The sequence below is a fragment of the Porphyromonas bennonis DSM 23058 = JCM 16335 genome, assembly GCF_000375645.1.
Classification (GTDB): domain Bacteria; phylum Bacteroidota; class Bacteroidia; order Bacteroidales; family Porphyromonadaceae; genus Porphyromonas_A; species Porphyromonas_A bennonis.
Map to the genome: position 1 here is coordinate 15,825 of NZ_AQWR01000009.1, position 18,923 is coordinate 34,747.

Consider the following 18,923-nt stretch of genomic DNA (forward strand, 5'->3'; position numbering starts at 1 on the left):
TCCGATGACCAGTTCGTTATGATGTCCTGAGAGTCATTGACCTCGTTACCGGCTTCCTCTATTTCATAAATGAGCCGGGACTCAGCGTATATGCAAACGCTGAGTCCCGGCTCTCTTGAGAGAGTGCTAAAGAGCTATTGGCGTAGTAGCCAGTCTATGCGGAGGTTGGAGAGGTCGCCGCTGAAGCGTCCTGTCCGCTCCAGCGGGAAGACCAGCGTCTGTACCCAGTAGCGAGGTCCCTTCAGCTCACGATCCTCAGGATGGACGATGATGCCGAGCGTCTCCTGCAGCTGACCGTCGATGTAGAGTCTGGTCTCCCGATTGGTCCCCTCAATAGTTACCGCTGTCTCTCGACCCTCTGGCAGGCGGTAATCCCAGTGGTATCGGTAGCCGTCCCGCTCGAAGCCCAGCATCCCCTTCTCCGGTGTGGACAGGTAGAGCGTGGCATTCTTCGAGGCAAAGAGGACAGTACCACGGGGATTATCCCCCGGGGTGATGCGGAAGGAGACTCGGTAGTCGTACCCAATCTCCGTGATCGGCAGACCCAGCGGGGAGTCCACCTTAGGCGATGAGACGCAGTAGGTGTGCCTATGCTTCTCCGGTCTCGCAAGCAGGTTTACTCCCGGTGCCTCGGATAGACCTCGACGCTTTTGGTCAAAGGTCTCGTAGGACACGGTTCCGCTCTTTCCCTGCCAATTCTTAGCGGCAATCGTCTGCATGGCGGGGAAGATCCTGTGGTAGACATCATGCTGGCTGATCCCATTGCCGCAGTGGTCATTCCAGACGGCGAACATACCCCCCTTGATCTGCGGGTGATGCTCCTCGAAGGTCTTTCGTCCCACTGTTGCCGGAGTCCAGTTCTTATATAGCTCCTCAATATTGAGGTAATTGTAGTAGTACCCCGCCTCCGGGACGATGTAGACCCATCCGTCAGGGATGCTGATGATGTCGTACCCGAGGTCGATCATCTCCTGTCCCTTGGCGTAGTCATCGCTCCAGCAATAGAGCAGGACGTCGTCCACCTTGACCGGCGTCTCGCCACGCGCATGGGTCAGCGAGCCCCAGACGGCTGCTTTCTTCCCCAGGTCCTCCACCTTGCGGATGTAGCGATCCGTGAAAGCCCGAAACTGCTCCACCACCACAGAGTCTCTGTTGCTGTACTCATCCGTCCCGATATGGACGTATGGGGAGATAAAGGTGGGGGCTGTCGGATCGAGATACTCCTCCAGGAGATCGTCCACCACGCGATAGGTGTCGGGACTGAAGAGATCCATGTGGTCTGCACCATACTCCTTGCTCCCTATCGAGGACAGGTAGTGGGTAAAGGCGAGCGTATGCGCCGGCACATCGATCTCCGGGATGATCGTCACCCCGAGCGATGCCGCCTCCAGCTGAAGTTGCTTGAAGTCGGCCTTGCTGTAGTGCCCGTCCTGTGCCGTCAGCCCCGGGTGGGTTTCACTCTCGAGACGGAAGGCGGCGTAGGTCTTGTCCCAGTCCTCGCCGTAGAATTTCTTGAAGCCATTGTCGTTGAGGTGAATGTGGAAGGCATTCATCTTGTAGTACGCCATCAGCTTCACGGTAGCGCGGAGGAAGTCGAGGGAGAAAAACTTTCGTCCCACATCCAGCATCATGCCACGTATCGGGTAGTCCGGGTAGTCCTCTATCACGCCGCAGGAGAGCTCCTGCCCCTGCTCAAGCAGCTGGAGCAGCGTTCGCGTCGCCCAGTAGAGTCCCTGACGGGAGTTGCCGGTGAGAGCGATGTGATCCGGTAGGATCTCTATCCGATAGGCTTCGGGACCCTTGTCGGAGAGTAGGGTGGGGTGGATCGCAAGGGAAATGGTTCCCGAGGATCCGGCCTTGGCGGTGTCGCCTAGTAGCTCTCGGAGGTCCTGCCTAAGCAAAACGGCGACCTCCGCCGCCTCCTCCCCCTCGGGGGTGAGACGACAGAGGCCGCTGTAATGGAAAGATCCCTCCGCCCCGCTCCAGCTCTTGACCTCAGGGATGGTGAAGGGCTTATCGCTCTGAGCAAGCCCCCGCACCGGGCTGAGGAGGATAGAGAGAAGGAGGGGGATTAGGAGTCCATACTTCATTTAGAGTGCAGCGATAGCCTTGTCGTAATTAGGCTCGTGGGTGATCTCCTCCACCTGCTCGGTGTAGAGCACCTTCCCCTCCTCATCGAGGACGATGACACAGCGGGACATCAGCCCCTTCAGCGCACCGGAGACCAGCAGGCAGCCGTAGTCCTTTCCGAAGTCCGGACTCTTGAAGGTGGAGAGCGTCACGACGTTCTCCAGACCCTCGGCACCGCAGAAGCGTCCCTGCGCAAAGGGCAGGTCCGCACTGATGCAGAGGACGACGGTATTATCGAGTGAGGAAGCCTTCTTATTGAAGGTCCTGACGCTCTGAGCGCAGACCCCCGTATCGATCGACGGGAAGATATTCAGCACGACCCGCTTACCCTTATAGTCGGACAACTTTGCATCTGAGAGGTCGCCCTTGGTCAGGCAGAAGTCAGGTGCCTTGCTGCCTACCTCAGGCAGCTTACCGATCGTCTCTACTGTCTCTCCTGAAAACTTTACTTTAGCCATAATTTCTTGTGATTGTTGTTATGTGATGTGTGAAAAAATAGATTTGTCTCTTACTCGCTCCTGCGGATCGTCAGTGATCCACCGGCGCTATTGCCCGCATACTCCGGGGCGTAGAAGCTCTGCACCTCGGCAGGACCGTAGCTGAAGTGTCCCGCCACGTTGGCCGTCGCCTCCAGCTCGATCACATGCTTCCCCCTCGGGAGGTAGTCGATGAAGATGAAGTCGACTGTCTCTCGTCGGCTGTAACCGTACCAGGTGCGGTCCGACATGCCGTAGCCGGCAAAGTCATAGCCCGGCTCGGCACCTGCCGCCCGGTCATCCCGTATCGTCACGAGGCTCAGGTCCTGCTTCGTCTCCACTAAGTAGCGCACCACCAGCTGCTCACCGGCCACGGCCTCTCGCTCATCCGTCAGTCGAACGAGAGACGAGGTGCCGTCGACGATACGGCGGGCGTAGACCTCCTTGCCGATCGTCAGTTTCTCACCTGTGGGTGTCGCCTTTGCCGCCGGCTCAGTCACCCGATACCGGATGCCACCGAAGGCAAAGTCTGTCGTCACGCCCTCCCACCGGATCACCGTCTTGGTCTCCGGCTTCGGCAGGCCGAGGACAATGTGTCCCGTCGCCTTATCGAGCGCGGTAGGATGGTAGACCACCTGCCCCAGATAGAGCGTTGCATCCGGTTCAAAGCGTGTCGGAGTTACCGTTCGGAGCAGTGGCTCCACCGCATCCAGCGTCAGCGGATTGCTCCACAGCGTCCCTTGCTTGAGGCTCAGCATAAAACGCGTCACTTCTGGCGAGAGTGCCTCGTCCGGCTGATCATTATGGAGGAAGACGGTCAGCGCCAGCAGCTCAGCGTCACTCTCGGTGTAGCTGCTTCGGTCGCGGATGAAGTCCCGCACCTCGCTGTACGCCGCCTTGTTGTCAAAGGCACGCGAGTACTCCCCAAAGTTGAGCAGGTATGAGGTCGATGCCGTCCGGTAGCTCTCTCGAGCGCCCTTTACCTGCTTCTCGAGCAGCTTCTTCACCTCTCCGCTGAGGGAGGGATCCTTCCGTCCCAGCTTATGAGTCAGCAGTCGATACTCCATCGCTGCCTTGTAGTAGCTCCGCTCCTTGGAGAGCTCGCTCTGCAGGTACTTCAGCGACTGGTCGATCGCATCATCCAGCTTTGCCGACCGGGTGGGTGTAAAGGCAAGATTCTCCAGTACCACATGGGTCAGCCAGGGAGAGGGCTCCGGCAGTAGCGCATCGTAGCGGAAGCCACCGGTGGGGAAGGTAAAGGCGAGGATCCTCTTCTCCAGTCCTCCAAGCAAGTCGCTCATCCGCTCCTCGCTCAGGAGCAGGTCGTAGAAGTCCGCCAGTGTCCTCGGGTCGGCCTGCCTATTAAAGGAAGACCTCGGCTCAGACTCCTGATCCCGTATCGCTGCCCGAAGTTGGGTGCGAGACATGGAGAGGCTCCGTTTCAGCTCCGGTGTGGAGGCGATCAGCGCCCTCAGGCGACTGTAGACCGCATACTTCGTGCTGGCCTCGAGGAGAGAGAGCTCCTCTGCAGGTGCCTCTGTAGCATAGGTGTCGGCGAGGGTGGTGAGGAGGAGGTGGATCGGGGAGAAGTAGATCTCCGCCACAGCCTGGCTGCCGCCGAGGTCCGCCTTGGGCAGTGCCAGGCTCACCTGCGACTGCTTATAGGACGAGAAGGGGACCGCCACCGTATACTCCGCCAGGTCGCTCCGGAGAGGGATCACTCGCTCCAGCGCATCGGTATACTGCGCCCCCGCTGCCGTGGCACGCAGTATCAGCGAGTCGCCATCGGCACGCTTTGCCTCCACGACGAAAGGCATCGTCCCGGTCTGACCACCGGCTACCGACAGCTCTGCCTCGGATAGCTGCGTCTGACCCTCGGTGACGGTTGCACGGATGGTCTCGGGCGACTGCTCCGCATTCTGCACCCGAGCGAGTCCCTCCAGCCGGTCGCCCCATCTCAGGTAGCGGGGCAAGGACAGCTCCACGGAGAGTGGGGCAAAGACGCGGAAGTCATGATCCTCCAGCAGCTCCTCCTTGAAGTCTGGTGCAAAGGAGTAGACTTTCAGTACATACTCCGTTTGGGTATCGGGCAGTTTAAAGTCCAGCTGCACTCGTCCCTCCCTGTCGCTCCTGAGGAGAGCGCTGAAGTATGCTGTCTCGGCAAAGTTTTGCCGCAGTCTCGGCTGCCCGTCTGAGCCGGCACCCTCAGCCACAACCATAACCTCATCATTGACGACGTTGCTCGTCTTCATCATCGCCCTCGGGGATGCCACCGCACTCTCCATCAGGACAGCGCCATATAGATTGCCACCCAGAGCGTTGTATAATATCGGAGAGCCGCCGATCTTGCTCCAGTGCTGCTCATCGCCCGAAGCCTCTGTGAGGGCCTTGTCAAAGACCGCAACCAGTACCGGCACCTCAGAGAGTGGCTTGCCGCCCGAGCGACTCACTACGGTGAAGCGTCGAGAGAATTGCTCTCCCGGCACGAAACGACCCTCTCCCACCTTCATCTCCAGTCCAGCGGTGTGGGTCTTCTCCTTTTCTCCGGACTTCTCGCTATACTCAGTCAGGTCAATGCGAGCGGTGGTCTCCTCCCCTCTGTTGTAGGCCGAGAGCACCACAGACAGCGTCCCCTCCATCGGGCGTAGACGATAGAGCTTACCCGGCTCCACAGACAGGAACCGATGATCACTCTTATTCTTTTCCTGGACCATCAACAGAGAGAGCGTCCCGCCGTGGCTCGAGCCGTAGAGGATCTCTCCCTCCTTCGTCATAGTGGCAAAGAGGGGCACCTCACCCACGAGCCGGTCATCGGTCGGGCTGTAGAGGTAGAGCGGGTCGCTCACGTCCGTCACCACCTGACCCCAGTAGTCTGTCGTCTCGACCTTCAGTCGGTAGCTCCCGCTGGGCAGACTTGCCAGGCTCAGCTCCCGCTTCCCCTTCATCGGCAGGTCAATCGGCTCTCCGACCTGCTTCCCCTTTGTATCGATCCAAGTGGCTGTGAGCTTGTATCTCGACAGATCCCCCAGTCTCAGTCTCTGGTAGGGCTGGCTCTCTGTGCTCAGCGTCAGGTCGAGGCGATTGAGTATCTCCTTGCCGTCCACCAGCAGGTTAGCCGAGAGCGGGAGGTTGGTCGTGTCCTTCTCCATCGCCAGAGACTCGTCCGTCACATCCCCTATCGCATCAGCAGCAGAGAGTGTGATCGGGTGATTCCAGTAGTAGCCGCCCGTCGCGGACTTTGTCAGCGGCTCCGTCTCCAGCATAAAGTGTCCGTCTGAGCCGCTCCGACCCGTCATCCGCTTGCCGTCCACATCGTACTGCAGCGTCAGTCGTGCCGCCATGGGGTGACCATTCAGGTCCTCTGTCCTACCGTAGATCCGCATCGGGCGACCGGTGACATAGCCGGTCGGTATGCTGTCGATGATGAGCGACAGGTGCATCAGCTTATACTCCTCTACCTGTAGAGACTCGTCCCCATAGGCGGTACTGAGAGAGAAGCCTGATAGATGCTCGTCCTCGGGTAGGGTAAAAGTGGCCTCCGCCACCCCGCGATCGTCGGTGGTGATCGTCTGTGTCTCCAGCACTTCCTGCACCCCGTCACGGTATGCGACCAGCTTCACCTGCTGAAGTGTGTTTGGTTCGGCCTTCACCACCTCCCCCTTGCGGGTCACGGTGACAATGCCTACCTTCACCGTCTGCCCCCTCTTGTAGATCGGTCTATCGGTGTAGAAGTGGGTCTCTGCCTGTTTCTTCGGATTAGCTGTCCCGGCAGGCCACTTTTGCTCCCCATAAATGGTGAAGAACCGCTCCTCAAGCATTCGGGGATCTTTGGCACTGACAAAGAGGTATCCCCCTCTCGGCGGAGTCTGACGGACCACCACCTCGCCCCCTTCGCCTGTGTAGAGGGTGGCGATGGGGCGTTTGCGCTCATCACCGCGGAAGACCTTCACCTCCACGCCGGAGACCGGGCTGCCGTCCTGTCGGTCCATGGCATAGATCGTCCGGTCATACTGCCGCACGTCGATCTGATCCAGCAGAGCATTCCCCTGCCGAACCACCCCCTCGCGCTCGTTGTAGAGTGCCAGCCTATAGTACCCCACTCTCGGCAGGCGGAGGGACACCTTGTCGCTGATCCAGCGCGCCTTCCCCGCCGGAGCTGTGTACGAGGCAAGCTTCTTCGCACGACCCTTGCGGATCTGTTGCTCCACCTTACGACCACCGGTGATGAGGTAGAGGTCGAGCGCCTGCCGCGTCGGACCCTCTATCTTGACGGTCGCCTCTCCTGTGTGGAGGTCGATGTAGGTCAGGTCTCCGATGGATGGTCTGTGCCCAAAGAGCTGCTTGCCCATCTCCCTCAGTCGCTTCTCATAGGGGTTTCCCGCCATGGATGGCTCTATCCTGAGGTACTCGGCGTAGAGCTTGCTCTCCTCTCGGATCCACTCCTCGGTCTTGTGATCCATCTCAAGAGGTGCGAGTAGGCGTGAGCTGCGCTCTCGGAGATCCAGCATACGAACCACCGTCTGCTCCGGATGTCCCGCAAAGCGCTCAATATATGCGGGGTAGATATTCTCCTCCGACCGCTTCCCCTCCCACTCCAGCATGGAGAGCGCCTGGTCGCTGTAGCCTACCCTCAGAGCTTGGTCCAGCTCCCGGAGGTGAAGCTCCCGGAGGGCGTCAAAGCCCTTTTCCGCCAGCTGCTCCATCAGCTCAGCGAGGAGGGAGTACCCATTGCCCTCAGAGGGCACACCCAGCCGCCAGCGGCGGACCTGCCATTGATAGCGAAGTCCGCTCAGGTCGGTGGTGGCGCGCCACAGCTCCCGACGCTCCAGCTCTCGAGAGATCATCCGGACCAGTTCCCTCTCGGTCCGCTTCTTACTCCAGAGGAGAGTGTCAGGAGACTCATCTGAGGTGTCGTACTCCTCGATGGTGCGACCGGCATTGGCTGCCAGCCGACTCAGGTTATCAAGGAGAGAGAGCATCTCCTCCTCGGGGATCTGTTGCTCGTCTGCCATAGCTTGCTTGTCGATGGACCTGTGGCTCGCGATCCCCGTTGCGGAGATCACCCCAGCCCCTATGAGAAGGGTGGGAAGCAGGAGTGCTGCCATCCGGGTCCGAATGATCTTATGTATCCTGTTATTCTTCATAATAAAGAGTGTTTTATCTGTCTCACTTCCTCCCTCGCCTGTGCCACCTCGGCGGGTGTCGCTCCAGCCTCGGTTGCTCGGCGGAGATCCTCCTCCGCCTCCTTCTCCTCCCCATAGAGCAGCCAGATCTCCGCCCTCAGGAGATACTCCTCGGCATCGACACGATCGCCACTACGGCGGATAATCTCCCGCACGTCGGCAAGTGCGTCCGACTTACGCCCCTGACGCATCAGGAGCCGTGTCCTCGCCCGGTAGGCCGGTGCCATCGCCGGCTGCTGCTCGATCAGGTAGCTCAGCAGCTTCTCCGCCTCCACGAGACGCCCCTGCTTCTCGTACACCTCCGCCATCTTCACACGCGGAAGGTAGGCATCGGCATTGTGAGCGAGGATCTTCCTCAGATCCCCCTCGGCGGCACTCCAGAGCCCCATCTGCTCGTAAGCGAGGACTCGCTTGTACCGGTAGATCTCACTATTAGGAAACTTTGACACCAGTTCGTCATAGTCCACCAGCGCTGTCTCCACACGCCCGATCCCTATGAGCAGGTCTGCCCGACGCTCCCGTAGCTCCGGGATCGCTGGCTGACGGCTCACCGCTTGCGAGAGGAGATCCACCGCCTCGGTAGAGTCGCCCCGCGCCACCACCAGCTCGGCTAGGTTACCGAGGAGGAGGAAGTTCCCCTCCGCCTCCGGACTCAGCTCCAGAGCCTGCCGAAGCATCAGCTCAGCGCTGTCCGGTCTCCCCGCCTCGTAGTAGTCGAAGTAGCGCTCTACGCAGTCGGCATACGTCGCCTCTCTCTCCTTGTCCGACTGGGCGGAGGCAAGGAGCAGGGGTGCGAGGGCTATGATGAGAGCAACCAGGGGTCTCGTTAGAGCATTCATCGGTGTAATTCTTCCATACTATTGGTTAAGAAAGGTACCCAATTTCCCCCACCTGACCAATCCTGATTGTTAAAGAAAGTGGTGACCTCGATCGCAAGGATTGTGTGAGAAAAAGAAGAGACGACTTGTCCTGCCCCCTCAGTGCAGGGGGAGACTCCGCAGTCTCACCATACTTGGCCGAACCCGGATGACAATGGCGGATGTCCGTAGGACGCGAACAGAACCGTATACGATTCGTCTCAGTAAAGTTTCTTGCTGCAAAGATACGACAATCATGAGTCCCCATTGTCTCTTATCTGCACTTTCGGTCCATTACGCTCTCATCAGGTCAGCAGAGGGGCAGGTCAGGTAAGTCCGACAGGCTCATACCAAGGCTCACTAATACTTAGTGTAAGACCGTGCTATTGACCGCTTGGGGAGGAAAGGGTGAGGGCGCACATCGTACGCCGATGTGCGCCCTCACTGAAGAATGCAGTGTGAAGTGGGATTACTTCGTCACATGGCCTGTCCCGGTAGGCCAGTAGATGTTTTGATAGAGATAGCTGTTCTCCGCTTTGTTATCTGGGCTACAGAGCTGCATCTCCGCAATGGAGAAGGGACTCAGATAGTGTCCCTCGTAGAATGTGTAGCCCCCATAGAGATCGTACTTCGTGCGGATCTGGTAGGGACGGAGGTACTTAGATACCTCTCTCGAGGAGACCTTGGAGTCCTCACCACCATCGGAGTACTTACCCTCGATCTGGCTCTCACCGGTCTTCTCATCGACATATTTCTTGCTCTTATAGATCTCGTCCCAGAGATTGATGCCCTCGATGTGGTAGTTCTTTACCTGATCCATAGCTCTCCAGCGCTTGAGGTCCTCCATACGGAAGCCCTCGCCTGCCAGCTCGCAGCGACGCTCGCGACGGATCGAGTAGAGGGTAGCATCGATCGGCTGTCCGGCAGAGAATGCCCCCCAGTCGTAGGAGGACCGATTGAGATCGGCCTCGTAGGACATATCTGTGGCAGCGATAGTGGTCTCGATAGGCGCAGTGATGCCGGCGCGCTTGCGGAGAGCATCCCAGTACTTGCGTGCGGTGGCATCGATGGTGTGATTCTTAAGGTACGATGCCTCGATATAATTGAGGTACGCCTCTTCGACACGGACGTGGATCAGTCCGCAGTCATCGCTGGGGGCGGTGCCGATGCCCTTAGCCGGGTCGTAGCTACAGAACTTCCTCTGGCGGTAACCTGTCACGTCTCTATTCTCCTCGATCACGATGATCTCAGGTGCGCCAAAGTCCTTCATACCGCCCTTCTTGATGTCATTGACCTTTGACTTCTCATCGTACATAAAGAGCTGGAGACGCTCGTCGCGATCAGTCTTGACCATGCTGATCGTCTTGTCCCCCTTGTAGCCTGATGCAGGCGCATAGATGGGAAGTCCGTTGTCCATCAGGAAGGACTCTACGAGACCGCGGGTCCAGCCGGAGTTGAATCCTCGTGCCAGGTAGTGGCTGGTGAAGTGCAGCTTATTAGCAGACTCTCCAAACTCCTCCCAGAAGAGGATCTCAGGATAGACACTCAGATCGGGGCTGGCGTACATATCGTAATAGGGGTTCCACCCGGAGTAAGCCTTCGGGTCTGTAGGATTCATGATGTGGGTATTCTCCGTCTGTAGAGAGACGGCATCGCCGACCTTCTTGGCGGCGTCCATGGCCTGGGAGAGGAAGAAGTCCACCTCGCCCGTCTGGTCAAAGGTCTTCCCCTTATTCCACTCCTTGTCCTTACCGGGCCAAGTGGCATCCCCGGGGACACGACCGGAGCCTCTGTGGTAGAGCTCGAAGGTTCCCTCGAAGAGAGCCACGCGAGACTTCAGAGCCAGTACAGATCTCTTGGAGAGACGCTGATTGCGGGGCGTCTTCTCGGGAAGCAGCTCGATGGCCTTGTCGAGATCCTTGAGGATATGTCGAGCTACCTCGTTTCGGGGCATACGCTTACTCTCACTGGCGAGATCCTCATCGACATTGAGTACCTTGTCAGCAATAGGGAAGTCTCCAAAGGCGACCAGCTTGTCGTAGTAGAGCATACCACGGATGGCATACGCCTCACCGATTGCTTGATTGATATCCTCAGGTCTGCCGGAGATCTTACCTTCCTTGTGGCGAGCCTCGTTCTCATTGATGAACATATTGACATCACGGATCGCTTCGAAGCCGATGCCTCCGGTGCTTGGCACTTTCCATCGATCGAGCGTGAACATACCGAGGTTTCCCCCAGTGGCTGCCTGATTGTCTGTGCCGTTGTCCCAAGTGGCCTTTCCACCATTGTATCCTCCCAGTCCGGGGAATACGGTAGAGTAGTAATCGATCGTGAAGCTGGAGAGCTGCTCAGCGGTACTGTAGTAGGTGTCGGGACTGATCTGATCCAGTGGCCCCTTATTGAGAAAGTCGCAAGAAGTGGTCACGGCTCCTATCGCCAAGGCTGCGGTGAGTGCTCTAAGCCCCTGATATATAGTTGTCTTTTTCATGATTTCTTGTTCACTGGGTGTTAGAGATTCAGATTGAGTCCGACTGAGATCGTGCGCGCCAGCGGATAGATCTTACCCGGGCCCCAGTCACCACCGGTTGCCTCGGGGTCAAAGATCTTATTCATCTGAGTGAAGGTGTAGAGATTGTCCCCTGAGAAGTAGATTCTCGCTCTGGAGACGCCCAGCTGACTGGTCCACTCAGCAGGGAGGGTATAGCCGATCTGGAGGTTCTTGATGCGCATGTAGGCGGCATTCTGGAGATACCGGGTCTGGGTATAGAAGTTCTTACCTCCTTGATCGAAGAGTGGACGGGGGTAGAAGGCATCCAGATTGGCTCCGAAGTCCTTGTCTCCCTCCGGACGGAAGAAGTCGAGGTGCTCCTTGAAGCCTGCGGCCTGCCACATACCATGGTTGGCACCGGTGCTGTAGGGGCTGTTGTCCCAGAAGTCACGCTTACCGATACCCTGGAGGAAGATGGATGCATCAAGCCCCTTCCACGCACCGTCAAGAGTGATACCGAAGCGGTAGCGGGGAGAGCTGTTACCGATGATGGAGAGGTCTCCGTGGTCATCCAGCGTTCCGCGACCACCATTGACTTCGCCCTTGTCAAGTTGGTTCCCCTTATCATCTACCCGGTCGATGATGTTCTTATACATCACGTCGCCGGCTGCCCAGTTGCTACCCCAGGAGGGCTTATTGTCCTTGAGGTGATTGGCCATCTCTTCATCAGTCTTCGCGATGCCTACGGACTGGTAGCCCCAGATCTCGCCCATCTTCTTGCCCTCGTACCAGTCATAGATGTTGCCGGTGGGGTTGTAGTAGCGGGTGACGGTCTGGGTATCGTCCGAGAGGACGAGCTTCACGCCATAACGGAAGTCTGCATAGCTGTCACGCCAGCTGATCTCTAAGTCCCATCCCTGTGAGCGCATATCGCTATTATTAAGCGGGGGCTGATCTGCACCGAGGATGGAGGGCTTGGAGGGAGCGGGACCGACCATATTCTCCGTCGTGCGGACGAAGTAGTCGAAGTATCCCTGCAGGCGATTATTGAAGAGCCCGAAGTCCACTCCGATATTCCATGACTTAACGGTCTCCCATGTCAGATCCGGAGAGACCAGTCCCGGCATGGAGGAGGTGTTCTGCCGCTCCCCATCAATCAGCCAGCGAGAGTTCTTAGAGCCCACCGGCTGGGAGAGGAACCATGGGTAGAGCGCATCGATGCGGGTGTTGCCGAGCGTACCCCACGAGCCACGGAGCTTCAGCATGCCGACGTAGTCGTTGAGTGGCTCGAAGAACTCCTCCTGAGCGATATTCCATCCGAGAGAGAAGGAGGGGAAAGTAGCCCAGGTCTTGTCACCGATGAAGCGGGAGGAGCCGTCGCGACGGATGGATGCCTCTACGAGGTAGCGGCCGTCGTAGGCATAATTGACACGAGCAAAAGCACCCATGGTGGACCAGTGGTTGTTACCATATCCGGGATGGGTGTCTTTATGAGTGGCGGTATTGATGGTCGGGACATCGGGGGTGATCAGGTCATCACGCCAGGCAGAGAGGTACTTCCGCTCATTGGCCTCCATATCGAGACCGGCTACCACCTTGAAGTCATGCTTCTCATCGAAGATCTTGGCATACTCGGAGTAGAAGCGCCCATTGAAGTAATTATTCTTGTCGAAGCTCTCGCTCACACGAGACTTCCCGGGAGAGTAGTCTCCACTCCATGCGGCGGCGACAGGATTCTGATCCGGGTCGTAGTAGTAGATCGGGAGTACGTCCCAGTGATTCTGTGCGTTGAGGGTATTGTAGTTACCCTCAGCACGGATGACCCAGCCCTCAAGCGGCATGATCTCGAGCGTCACCTGCTGATTGAGTCGGTCGGTCTGCTTGCGATCCAGTCCTCCGTCACGCATCTGCAGGATCTCGGTCCCGAAGGCATAGTGACCGTTGGGGTCATAGACAATGTTTGTTGGCCAGCGACGTGCAATGTTGTGGAAGAAGAGTCCGGTCAGATACGAGGGACGCTCATAGTCCTCGCGGGACCACTTGTTGTTGTAGGTGAGGCGCAGCCACGAGGTGAGGTCGGCAGTGATCTTACCGCTCAGGTTATATCGGCGGAACTCATCCTTACCATGCCTGATCAGTCCACGCTGGTCGAGAATAGCCGAGCTGACGTAGTACTTGATCTTGTCAGATCCACCACTGACAGAGATATTATGCTCCTGTGACGGGACATTCTTCTTGTACATCTCGGCAAACCAGTCTGTATTGGCCCAGCCGTCAGTGTACATTCCCCAGGGCTCATTGGCATTGTAGCCCCTCCAGACAGTCCCCCAAGCCTCTTCTCCTGTCAGAATGCCGGCCTGGTAACCTTTGATCAGGCGGATCTTATTGTCGTCAAAGGGGAGCTGATCGCCCTTATTGCGCGCTGCGGCATTCCAGTAGCGGGCAAATTCGTACGAGTCCATCATCTCCGGGATCTGCGTCGCGGTGGCAAAGCGGACGTTGCCGTTGTAGCTGATCCGTGCCTTACCCTCCTTACCGCTCTTGGTGGTGACAAGGATCACACCGAAGGCGGCGCGAGACCCGTAGATCGCACTGGCAGAGGCATCCTTTAGTACGGAGATGCTCTCGATGTCATTGGGTGCAAGGGAGTAGATGTCTCCCTCAGATCCATCGATCAGTACCAGTGGTGCGGACGATGATCCCTTGCCGATGGTACCGGTTCCACGTATGTTGAGTGCCATCCGGCTGTCGAGGGCGCCACCGCTGTTGGTGACGTTGAAGTTTAGTCCCGGTACGACACCCTGCAGCGCTTGACCGACGTTCTGCACTGGACGTGCCTCCAAGACCTTACTGTCGATCTGCGAGACGGCACCGGTGAGGTTGGCTTTCTTCTGGGTACCGTAGCCGACGACGACGACCTCATCGAGGAGCTCGGAGTCCTCATGGAGGACGATGTCGATGTGCGTGCGTCCCTGCAGGGCGATCTCCTGAGTCTTCATGCCGACGAAGGAGACACGCAGCGTCGCATCTGCGGGCACCTCAGGGATGGTGAAGTTGCCGTCCAGGTCAGCGGACGCTCCCTTACCGGGGACGCCGACGACTGCCACGGTGGCGCCGATGACCGGCTCCCCTGTGGTGTCCTTGACGGTACCGGTGACGGTGACCGTCTGGGCCTGGGCAACAGTGGTGAAGAGTAAGACCAGCAGCGAGGCAATGCTTGCCAGCCTTAGTGATCTGATGACATTCATGCTGTTACTTATGATTAAAATATGGTTTGTGGTCAAGAGCTTCGGCGCCTATGCCGGCGTGATCGTCGCTCATGCGTAACTCTCAAGGAGCGGGGTAGAGGAGTCATGCTATACCCCCTGCTCACGTAGCAAAGATAAGCAATTATTAAATCTTTTGCGATGGTTTTATGAATCACCGTTAGGACCAGCGTGTCAGAGGGTGCTATCCTATTGGGGCAAAGGCTTGAGTGCCTTGGCTCCGGTGTGCTGTTTCTGTCGGCAAAATCTTTTATCGGTATTAGACTTATCTATTACCGATAATAGTGTCGACTAATACCGATAATAGTTTTCTCTAATACCGGTATTAGTCTGAGGGGGTCTCTTGACCCTCGTCTGCTTGCCGCTCTATCGGCGGGGTGGGGTGGGTTACTTGTGGAGGGTGTAGAGGAACTCGAGACCGCCCTCGGGGCAGTGCCTCCGCGCCTGGATCTGTCCTCCGTGGAGGCGGATCGCATTTCGCACAATACTGAGTCCCAGTCCGGAGCCGCCTCTGTCACGCGTGCGGCCGGAGTCGATGCGGTAGAAGCGCTCGAAGATGCGGCTCAGCTTTTCCTCCGGTACCCCTCGCCCGGTGTCGTAGTAGGAGAGGTAGACGTACTCGTCGTCCCGGTGGTAGCAGGAGAAGCAGAGGGTGACCCCTTCGCCGGCGTAGCGGAGGGAGTTCTCGATCAGGTTCTGGAAGACGGAGTGGATGAGGGAGTTATTGGCGTGGATGGTGAGCCCGTCGGGGATCTCATTGACGAATCGGTCTCCACTCTGCTCTATGCGGTCGGCGAAGGCGATGCGCGCCTCCTCGACGGCGAGACCGAGGTCGAGCTCTTCCATACGGTATTCCTCGGCCTCCCGTTCGTCCATCTGGCTGATGAGGCGTATGTCGTCCATCATTGCGCTGAGCCGCTCTGCCTGGCGGTAGGCCTTGTCGGTGAAGGCGGCCTGCTGCTCCGGCGAGAGGTCGCTGTAGCGCAGTGTCTCCAGGTAGCCCCGTATGGAGGTGAGCGGCGTGCGGATCTCGTGGGTGATGTTGCTAGTCATCTCGCGCTTGAGCTGCGCTGTCTGGACAGATACGGTGACGTCCTCGATCGTGAGGTCAAAGGTCTCGGCTGCGGAGCGGAACGCTTTTACCTCAAAGATGTGGCTCCCTGAGGGGATCATCGCTCTGCGGCTCCGCTCCTCGCCTCCGGGTGCGGAGCTGATGAAGTCGCCGATCGGTTGCATGCTCTCCTCGGTCAGTAGTTCGGACAGGCTCTCGAGCGGTAGGGCTCGGGAGGAGATCATGCTGGCAAACTGGATGAAGTGGGTATTGGCGAAGAGGGTCGTGCCGTTGCTGTCGAAGAGAGCGATGCCGATCTTGGAGAGGTCAAAGAGGGCGATCAGGTGCTGCCGCATCTCCTCCGTGCGCTGCACTTTTTCCTCACTTTTACTAAAGAGCTGTCGCAGCTCCTCTCCGAGGGTGCCGAGGTCATCGTCGGCAAAGAGGGTGCCCTCAGGGTGCTCTCCACGACGGAGGGCGCCGGTGAGCCGTCGCAGCCCGCTGACGGAGCGGTCGGTCGATCGGAGGCTGAGGTAAGTGCCGAACAGCATGCCGAGGAGGATCAGGAGTGAGGGGAGGAGGCAGGCGAGCCAGAGCGTCTTGCGGTCGGTCGCCGGCTGCTCCCGGTAGGGTCGGGTCAGGTGGATGTAGTGTCCGTCGCAGTAGAGGGCATAGTGGAGCTGCCCGTCCGCAGTGTCGCTTTCCTCGGCGGTGCTGAGGTGGTCGCCGCTGTGATTGTAGTAGGCGAGCCTCAGCTCGGGGTCCTCGGAGAGGGAGCGCTGCGTACCCACCCTCATGGTGTCAGTGGCTGCGGTGACACGGAGATCGGGGTCGATCAGCTCTGCCTCGATGTCGTCGGGGAGGAGAGAAAAGAGGTTGTCGAGGGGAAGTGTGTCGTGGCTCTGCGCTATGAGATCAGCGTAGGTGGCGAGAGTGTTGCTGCTCTCCCTGAAGTGCTGCTGCTCCTCGTCGCGGGCATCTCTGTACTTACTCCAGCAGAGGAGGGTGATGGAGAGACAGAGGAGAGTGAGGCCGAAGTGGAGCCCGTAGCTCCTCTTTGAGGAAAGGGATGTGGAGCCTCTCATGGTGTGTCGCTATCGCCTGGATTGCTGCTCCACCCCGGCATCTCCTTCGCTCTCGGCATTGATCTCGTCCATGGTCATCGGTCGGAGACCGTAGCCGAAGCCGACACGATTGTAGAGCATGGTGCCGTACTTGCCGAGCTTCTTCCGGAGACGGGCGATATGCACATCCACCGTTCGGTCGAGGACTAAGCTCTCGCGGCTCCAGACGCGGTCGAGGATCTCGTGCCGGGTAAAGGTCCGTCCCGGGGCGGCGGCAAGCATCCGCAGGAGGTCGTACTCCGTCTTGGTGACATCGAAGTGGTGGCTGCCGTCGGAGACGGTCATGGCGATCTTGTCGATGACGAGTGGACCCACCTCGATCCGGTCACTATCGACCGGCTCATGGTCTGCCGCAGTGGTGCGGTGGAGGACGCTCTTGACGCGAGCGACGAGCTCCTTGACGGAGAAGGGCTTGGTAAGGTAGTCGTCTCCGCCGACGGTGAAGCCGTGTAGCAGATCGTCCTCAGCACTCTTGGCGGTGAGGAAGATGATGGGGATTTCGCACCCCTCGCTGCGGAGCTCCTCAGCCATCTCGAAGCCGGACATCCCCTCCATCATCACGTCGAGGACGATGAGGCTGAAGTAGTGGGGGTCGTCCTCTGCCTGCATGAGCCGAAGCGCCTCCTCGGCACTTGAGGCGGAGGTGGTCCGGAGACCTATCCGCTCGAGGTGAAAGGCGACGATCTCGCAGATGTCGTCCTCGTCATCGACGATGAGAATCCGTGCCGGGCTGTCGGTCTGGGAGAAGGGGCTTTCGTCTTTCTTCATCACTCCTCAAACTCGTGTCGTACGTCGGTTCCCTCGACTAAGTAAATGGTCGACTCGGCGAGGTTGGTGGCGGAGTCGCCGATACGCTCGAGATTATGCGCCACGGTGTGGATCTGCAGGAGGGCAAGGATCTCCGCCTCGCTGTGTACCCGGTCGGCGCCCTCGGCGGTGATTAGCTGGATGATCTCGCGCTGCTGGCGGTCGATATTGTCGTCCGCATCGATCACCTGATGCGCCACTTCGGTGTCCATGGTGGAGAAGGAGATGATCGCCGACCGGATCATCTCGGTCGTGTCGTCGAGCATCTGCAGCAGCCGCCGGGCGTACTCGTGCATGAAGTCGGAGGTGAAGTCGAGGTCGCGGGCGATATAGACGCCATTCATCACCATATCACCGACGCGCTCCAGATTGGTGGTGAGGTCGGGGTAGGCGATGATGCGCCGGAGGTCCTCCGCCTTGGGGGCAAACATGTATATGGTGTACGCCACCTCCTCGCGGATGCGGATCTCGAGCCGGTCGATGACGTGCTCATTGGTGTCCGCTTCCTCGAAGAGCTCCTCGTCGAAGGGACCGGCAAAGAGCTTCCGCAGGATGGCCAGCTGGAGGAGGGTGACCTTAGAGATAAGCTCGTACTGGCTGTGGACGATCTCGAGCTTTCGGTCCTTGATGATACTGGTACTCATGGTGTGTGGTGCTTAGCTAAATACTCCGGTGAGGTAGTCCTCCGTGCGCTTGTCGCTCGGGGTGGTGAACATCTTCTGCGTGTCGTCGTACTCGATCAGCTCACCGAGGTACATGAAGGCGGACTTGTCGGAGATGCGAGCCGCCTGACCCATATTGTGCGTCACGATGATGATGCTGTAGTGCTCCTTGAGCTCGAGGATCAGTTCCTCGATGGTATTGGTGGATATGGGGTCGAGGGCAGAGGTGGGCTCGTCCATCAGCAGCACCTCGGGCCGGAGGGCGAGGGCGCGCGCGATGCAGAGCCTCTGCTGCTGTCCGCCGGAGAGGAAGGAGCCTCTCTGGTTTGTCACATCCTTTACTTCCTCCCAGAGTCCGACGCTCTCGAGGGAGGTCTGGACCACCTCCTCACGCTCTTCCTTGGAGAGGTGGATGCCGTTGAGCTTATACCCGGCGAGGACATTCTCCGCGATGGACATGGTGGGGAAGGGGTTGGGTCGCTGGAAGACCATCCCCACCATTCGCCTTGCCTCCATGGGGCTTATCTGCATCAGGTCGCGGTCGTGGAGTAGGATCTGTCCCTCGGTACGGATCTCGGGATAGAGGTCGTGCATGCGGTTGATCGCCCGGAGGAGGGTACTCTTACCGCATCCGCTGGGACCCATGACGGCGGTGACGAGATGCTCGTAGAAGGAGCAATTGATGCTCTTGATCGCCCGCTTCTCCGGCGTGTAGGAGACGGAGAGATCGCGAACCTCGATGATCGGCGTGAGATCCTCCTCCCGGCTCGACTGATGAGTCGAGAGGATCTTGTCGGCTATGGGGATCTGACTCCCGGGCTGTCTCATGACCTTCGTGGAGCTATTGGTGGTAGTGGACATACAAATCTAAGATTT

10 protein-coding genes are annotated in these 18,923 nt (G+C 58.5%); all 10 read right to left on the reverse strand.

The annotated features are described in order from the left end of the window. Nucleotides 1–134: 134 nt before the first annotated feature. Nucleotides 135–2,090: a family 20 glycosylhydrolase gene (locus B088_RS02790; RefSeq protein ID WP_018106884.1), complete on the reverse strand. Its 1,956-nt coding sequence runs from the start codon at nucleotides 2,088–2,090 to the stop codon at nucleotides 135–137. Further along, the gene (gene tpx, locus B088_RS02795; RefSeq protein ID WP_018106885.1) at nucleotides 2,091–2,588 is read right to left on the reverse strand and encodes a thiol peroxidase; all 498 of its coding nucleotides are present in this window, start codon (nucleotides 2,586–2,588) and stop codon (nucleotides 2,091–2,093) included. A gap of 50 nt (nucleotides 2,589–2,638) precedes the next feature. After that, nucleotides 2,639–7,750 carry an alpha-2-macroglobulin family protein gene (locus B088_RS02800; RefSeq protein ID WP_018106886.1) on the reverse strand — a complete coding sequence of 1,704 codons (5,112 nt, stop codon included), beginning with the start codon at nucleotides 7,748–7,750 and terminating at the stop codon, nucleotides 2,639–2,641. Further along, a complete protein-coding gene (locus tag B088_RS02805; protein WP_018106887.1) occupies nucleotides 7,747–8,628 on the reverse strand; it encodes a tetratricopeptide repeat protein in 882 nt (293 codons plus the stop codon). Before B088_RS02805 ends, B088_RS02800 begins: the two co-directional genes overlap by 4 nt. Before the next feature lie 487 nt (nucleotides 8,629–9,115). Then, nucleotides 9,116–11,137: a RagB/SusD family nutrient uptake outer membrane protein gene (locus tag B088_RS02810; RefSeq protein ID WP_018106888.1), complete on the reverse strand. Its 2,022-nt coding sequence runs from the start codon at nucleotides 11,135–11,137 to the stop codon at nucleotides 9,116–9,118. Nucleotides 11,138–11,157: 20 nt separating this feature from the next. Further along, entirely contained in the window at nucleotides 11,158–14,385 is a 3,228-nt protein-coding gene (locus B088_RS02815) for a SusC/RagA family TonB-linked outer membrane protein (RefSeq protein WP_018106889.1), read from the reverse strand. A gap of 405 nt (nucleotides 14,386–14,790) precedes the next feature. After that, complete coding sequence (locus B088_RS02820) at nucleotides 14,791–16,539, reverse strand: sensor histidine kinase (protein ID WP_018106890.1); 1,749 nt, start codon at nucleotides 16,537–16,539, stop codon at nucleotides 14,791–14,793. A 9-nt stretch (nucleotides 16,540–16,548) separates the two neighbouring features. Further along, nucleotides 16,549–17,346 (reverse strand): two-component system response regulator PhoB, encoded by a 798-nt coding sequence (gene phoB / locus B088_RS02825; protein WP_018106891.1) that lies wholly within the window; start codon nucleotides 17,344–17,346, stop codon nucleotides 16,549–16,551. Further along, nucleotides 17,346–18,029 carry a phosphate signaling complex PhoU family protein gene (locus B088_RS02830; protein ID WP_018106892.1) on the reverse strand — a complete coding sequence of 228 codons (684 nt, stop codon included), beginning with the start codon at nucleotides 18,027–18,029 and terminating at the stop codon, nucleotides 17,346–17,348. Before B088_RS02830 ends, phoB begins: the two co-directional genes overlap by 1 nt. Before the next feature lie 12 nt (nucleotides 18,030–18,041). Further along, nucleotides 18,042–18,908, reverse strand: coding sequence for a phosphate ABC transporter ATP-binding protein PstB (pstB, locus tag B088_RS02835; protein WP_018106893.1), 867 nt, complete (start codon nucleotides 18,906–18,908; stop codon nucleotides 18,042–18,044). Between the last annotated feature and the right edge of the window lie 15 nt (nucleotides 18,909–18,923).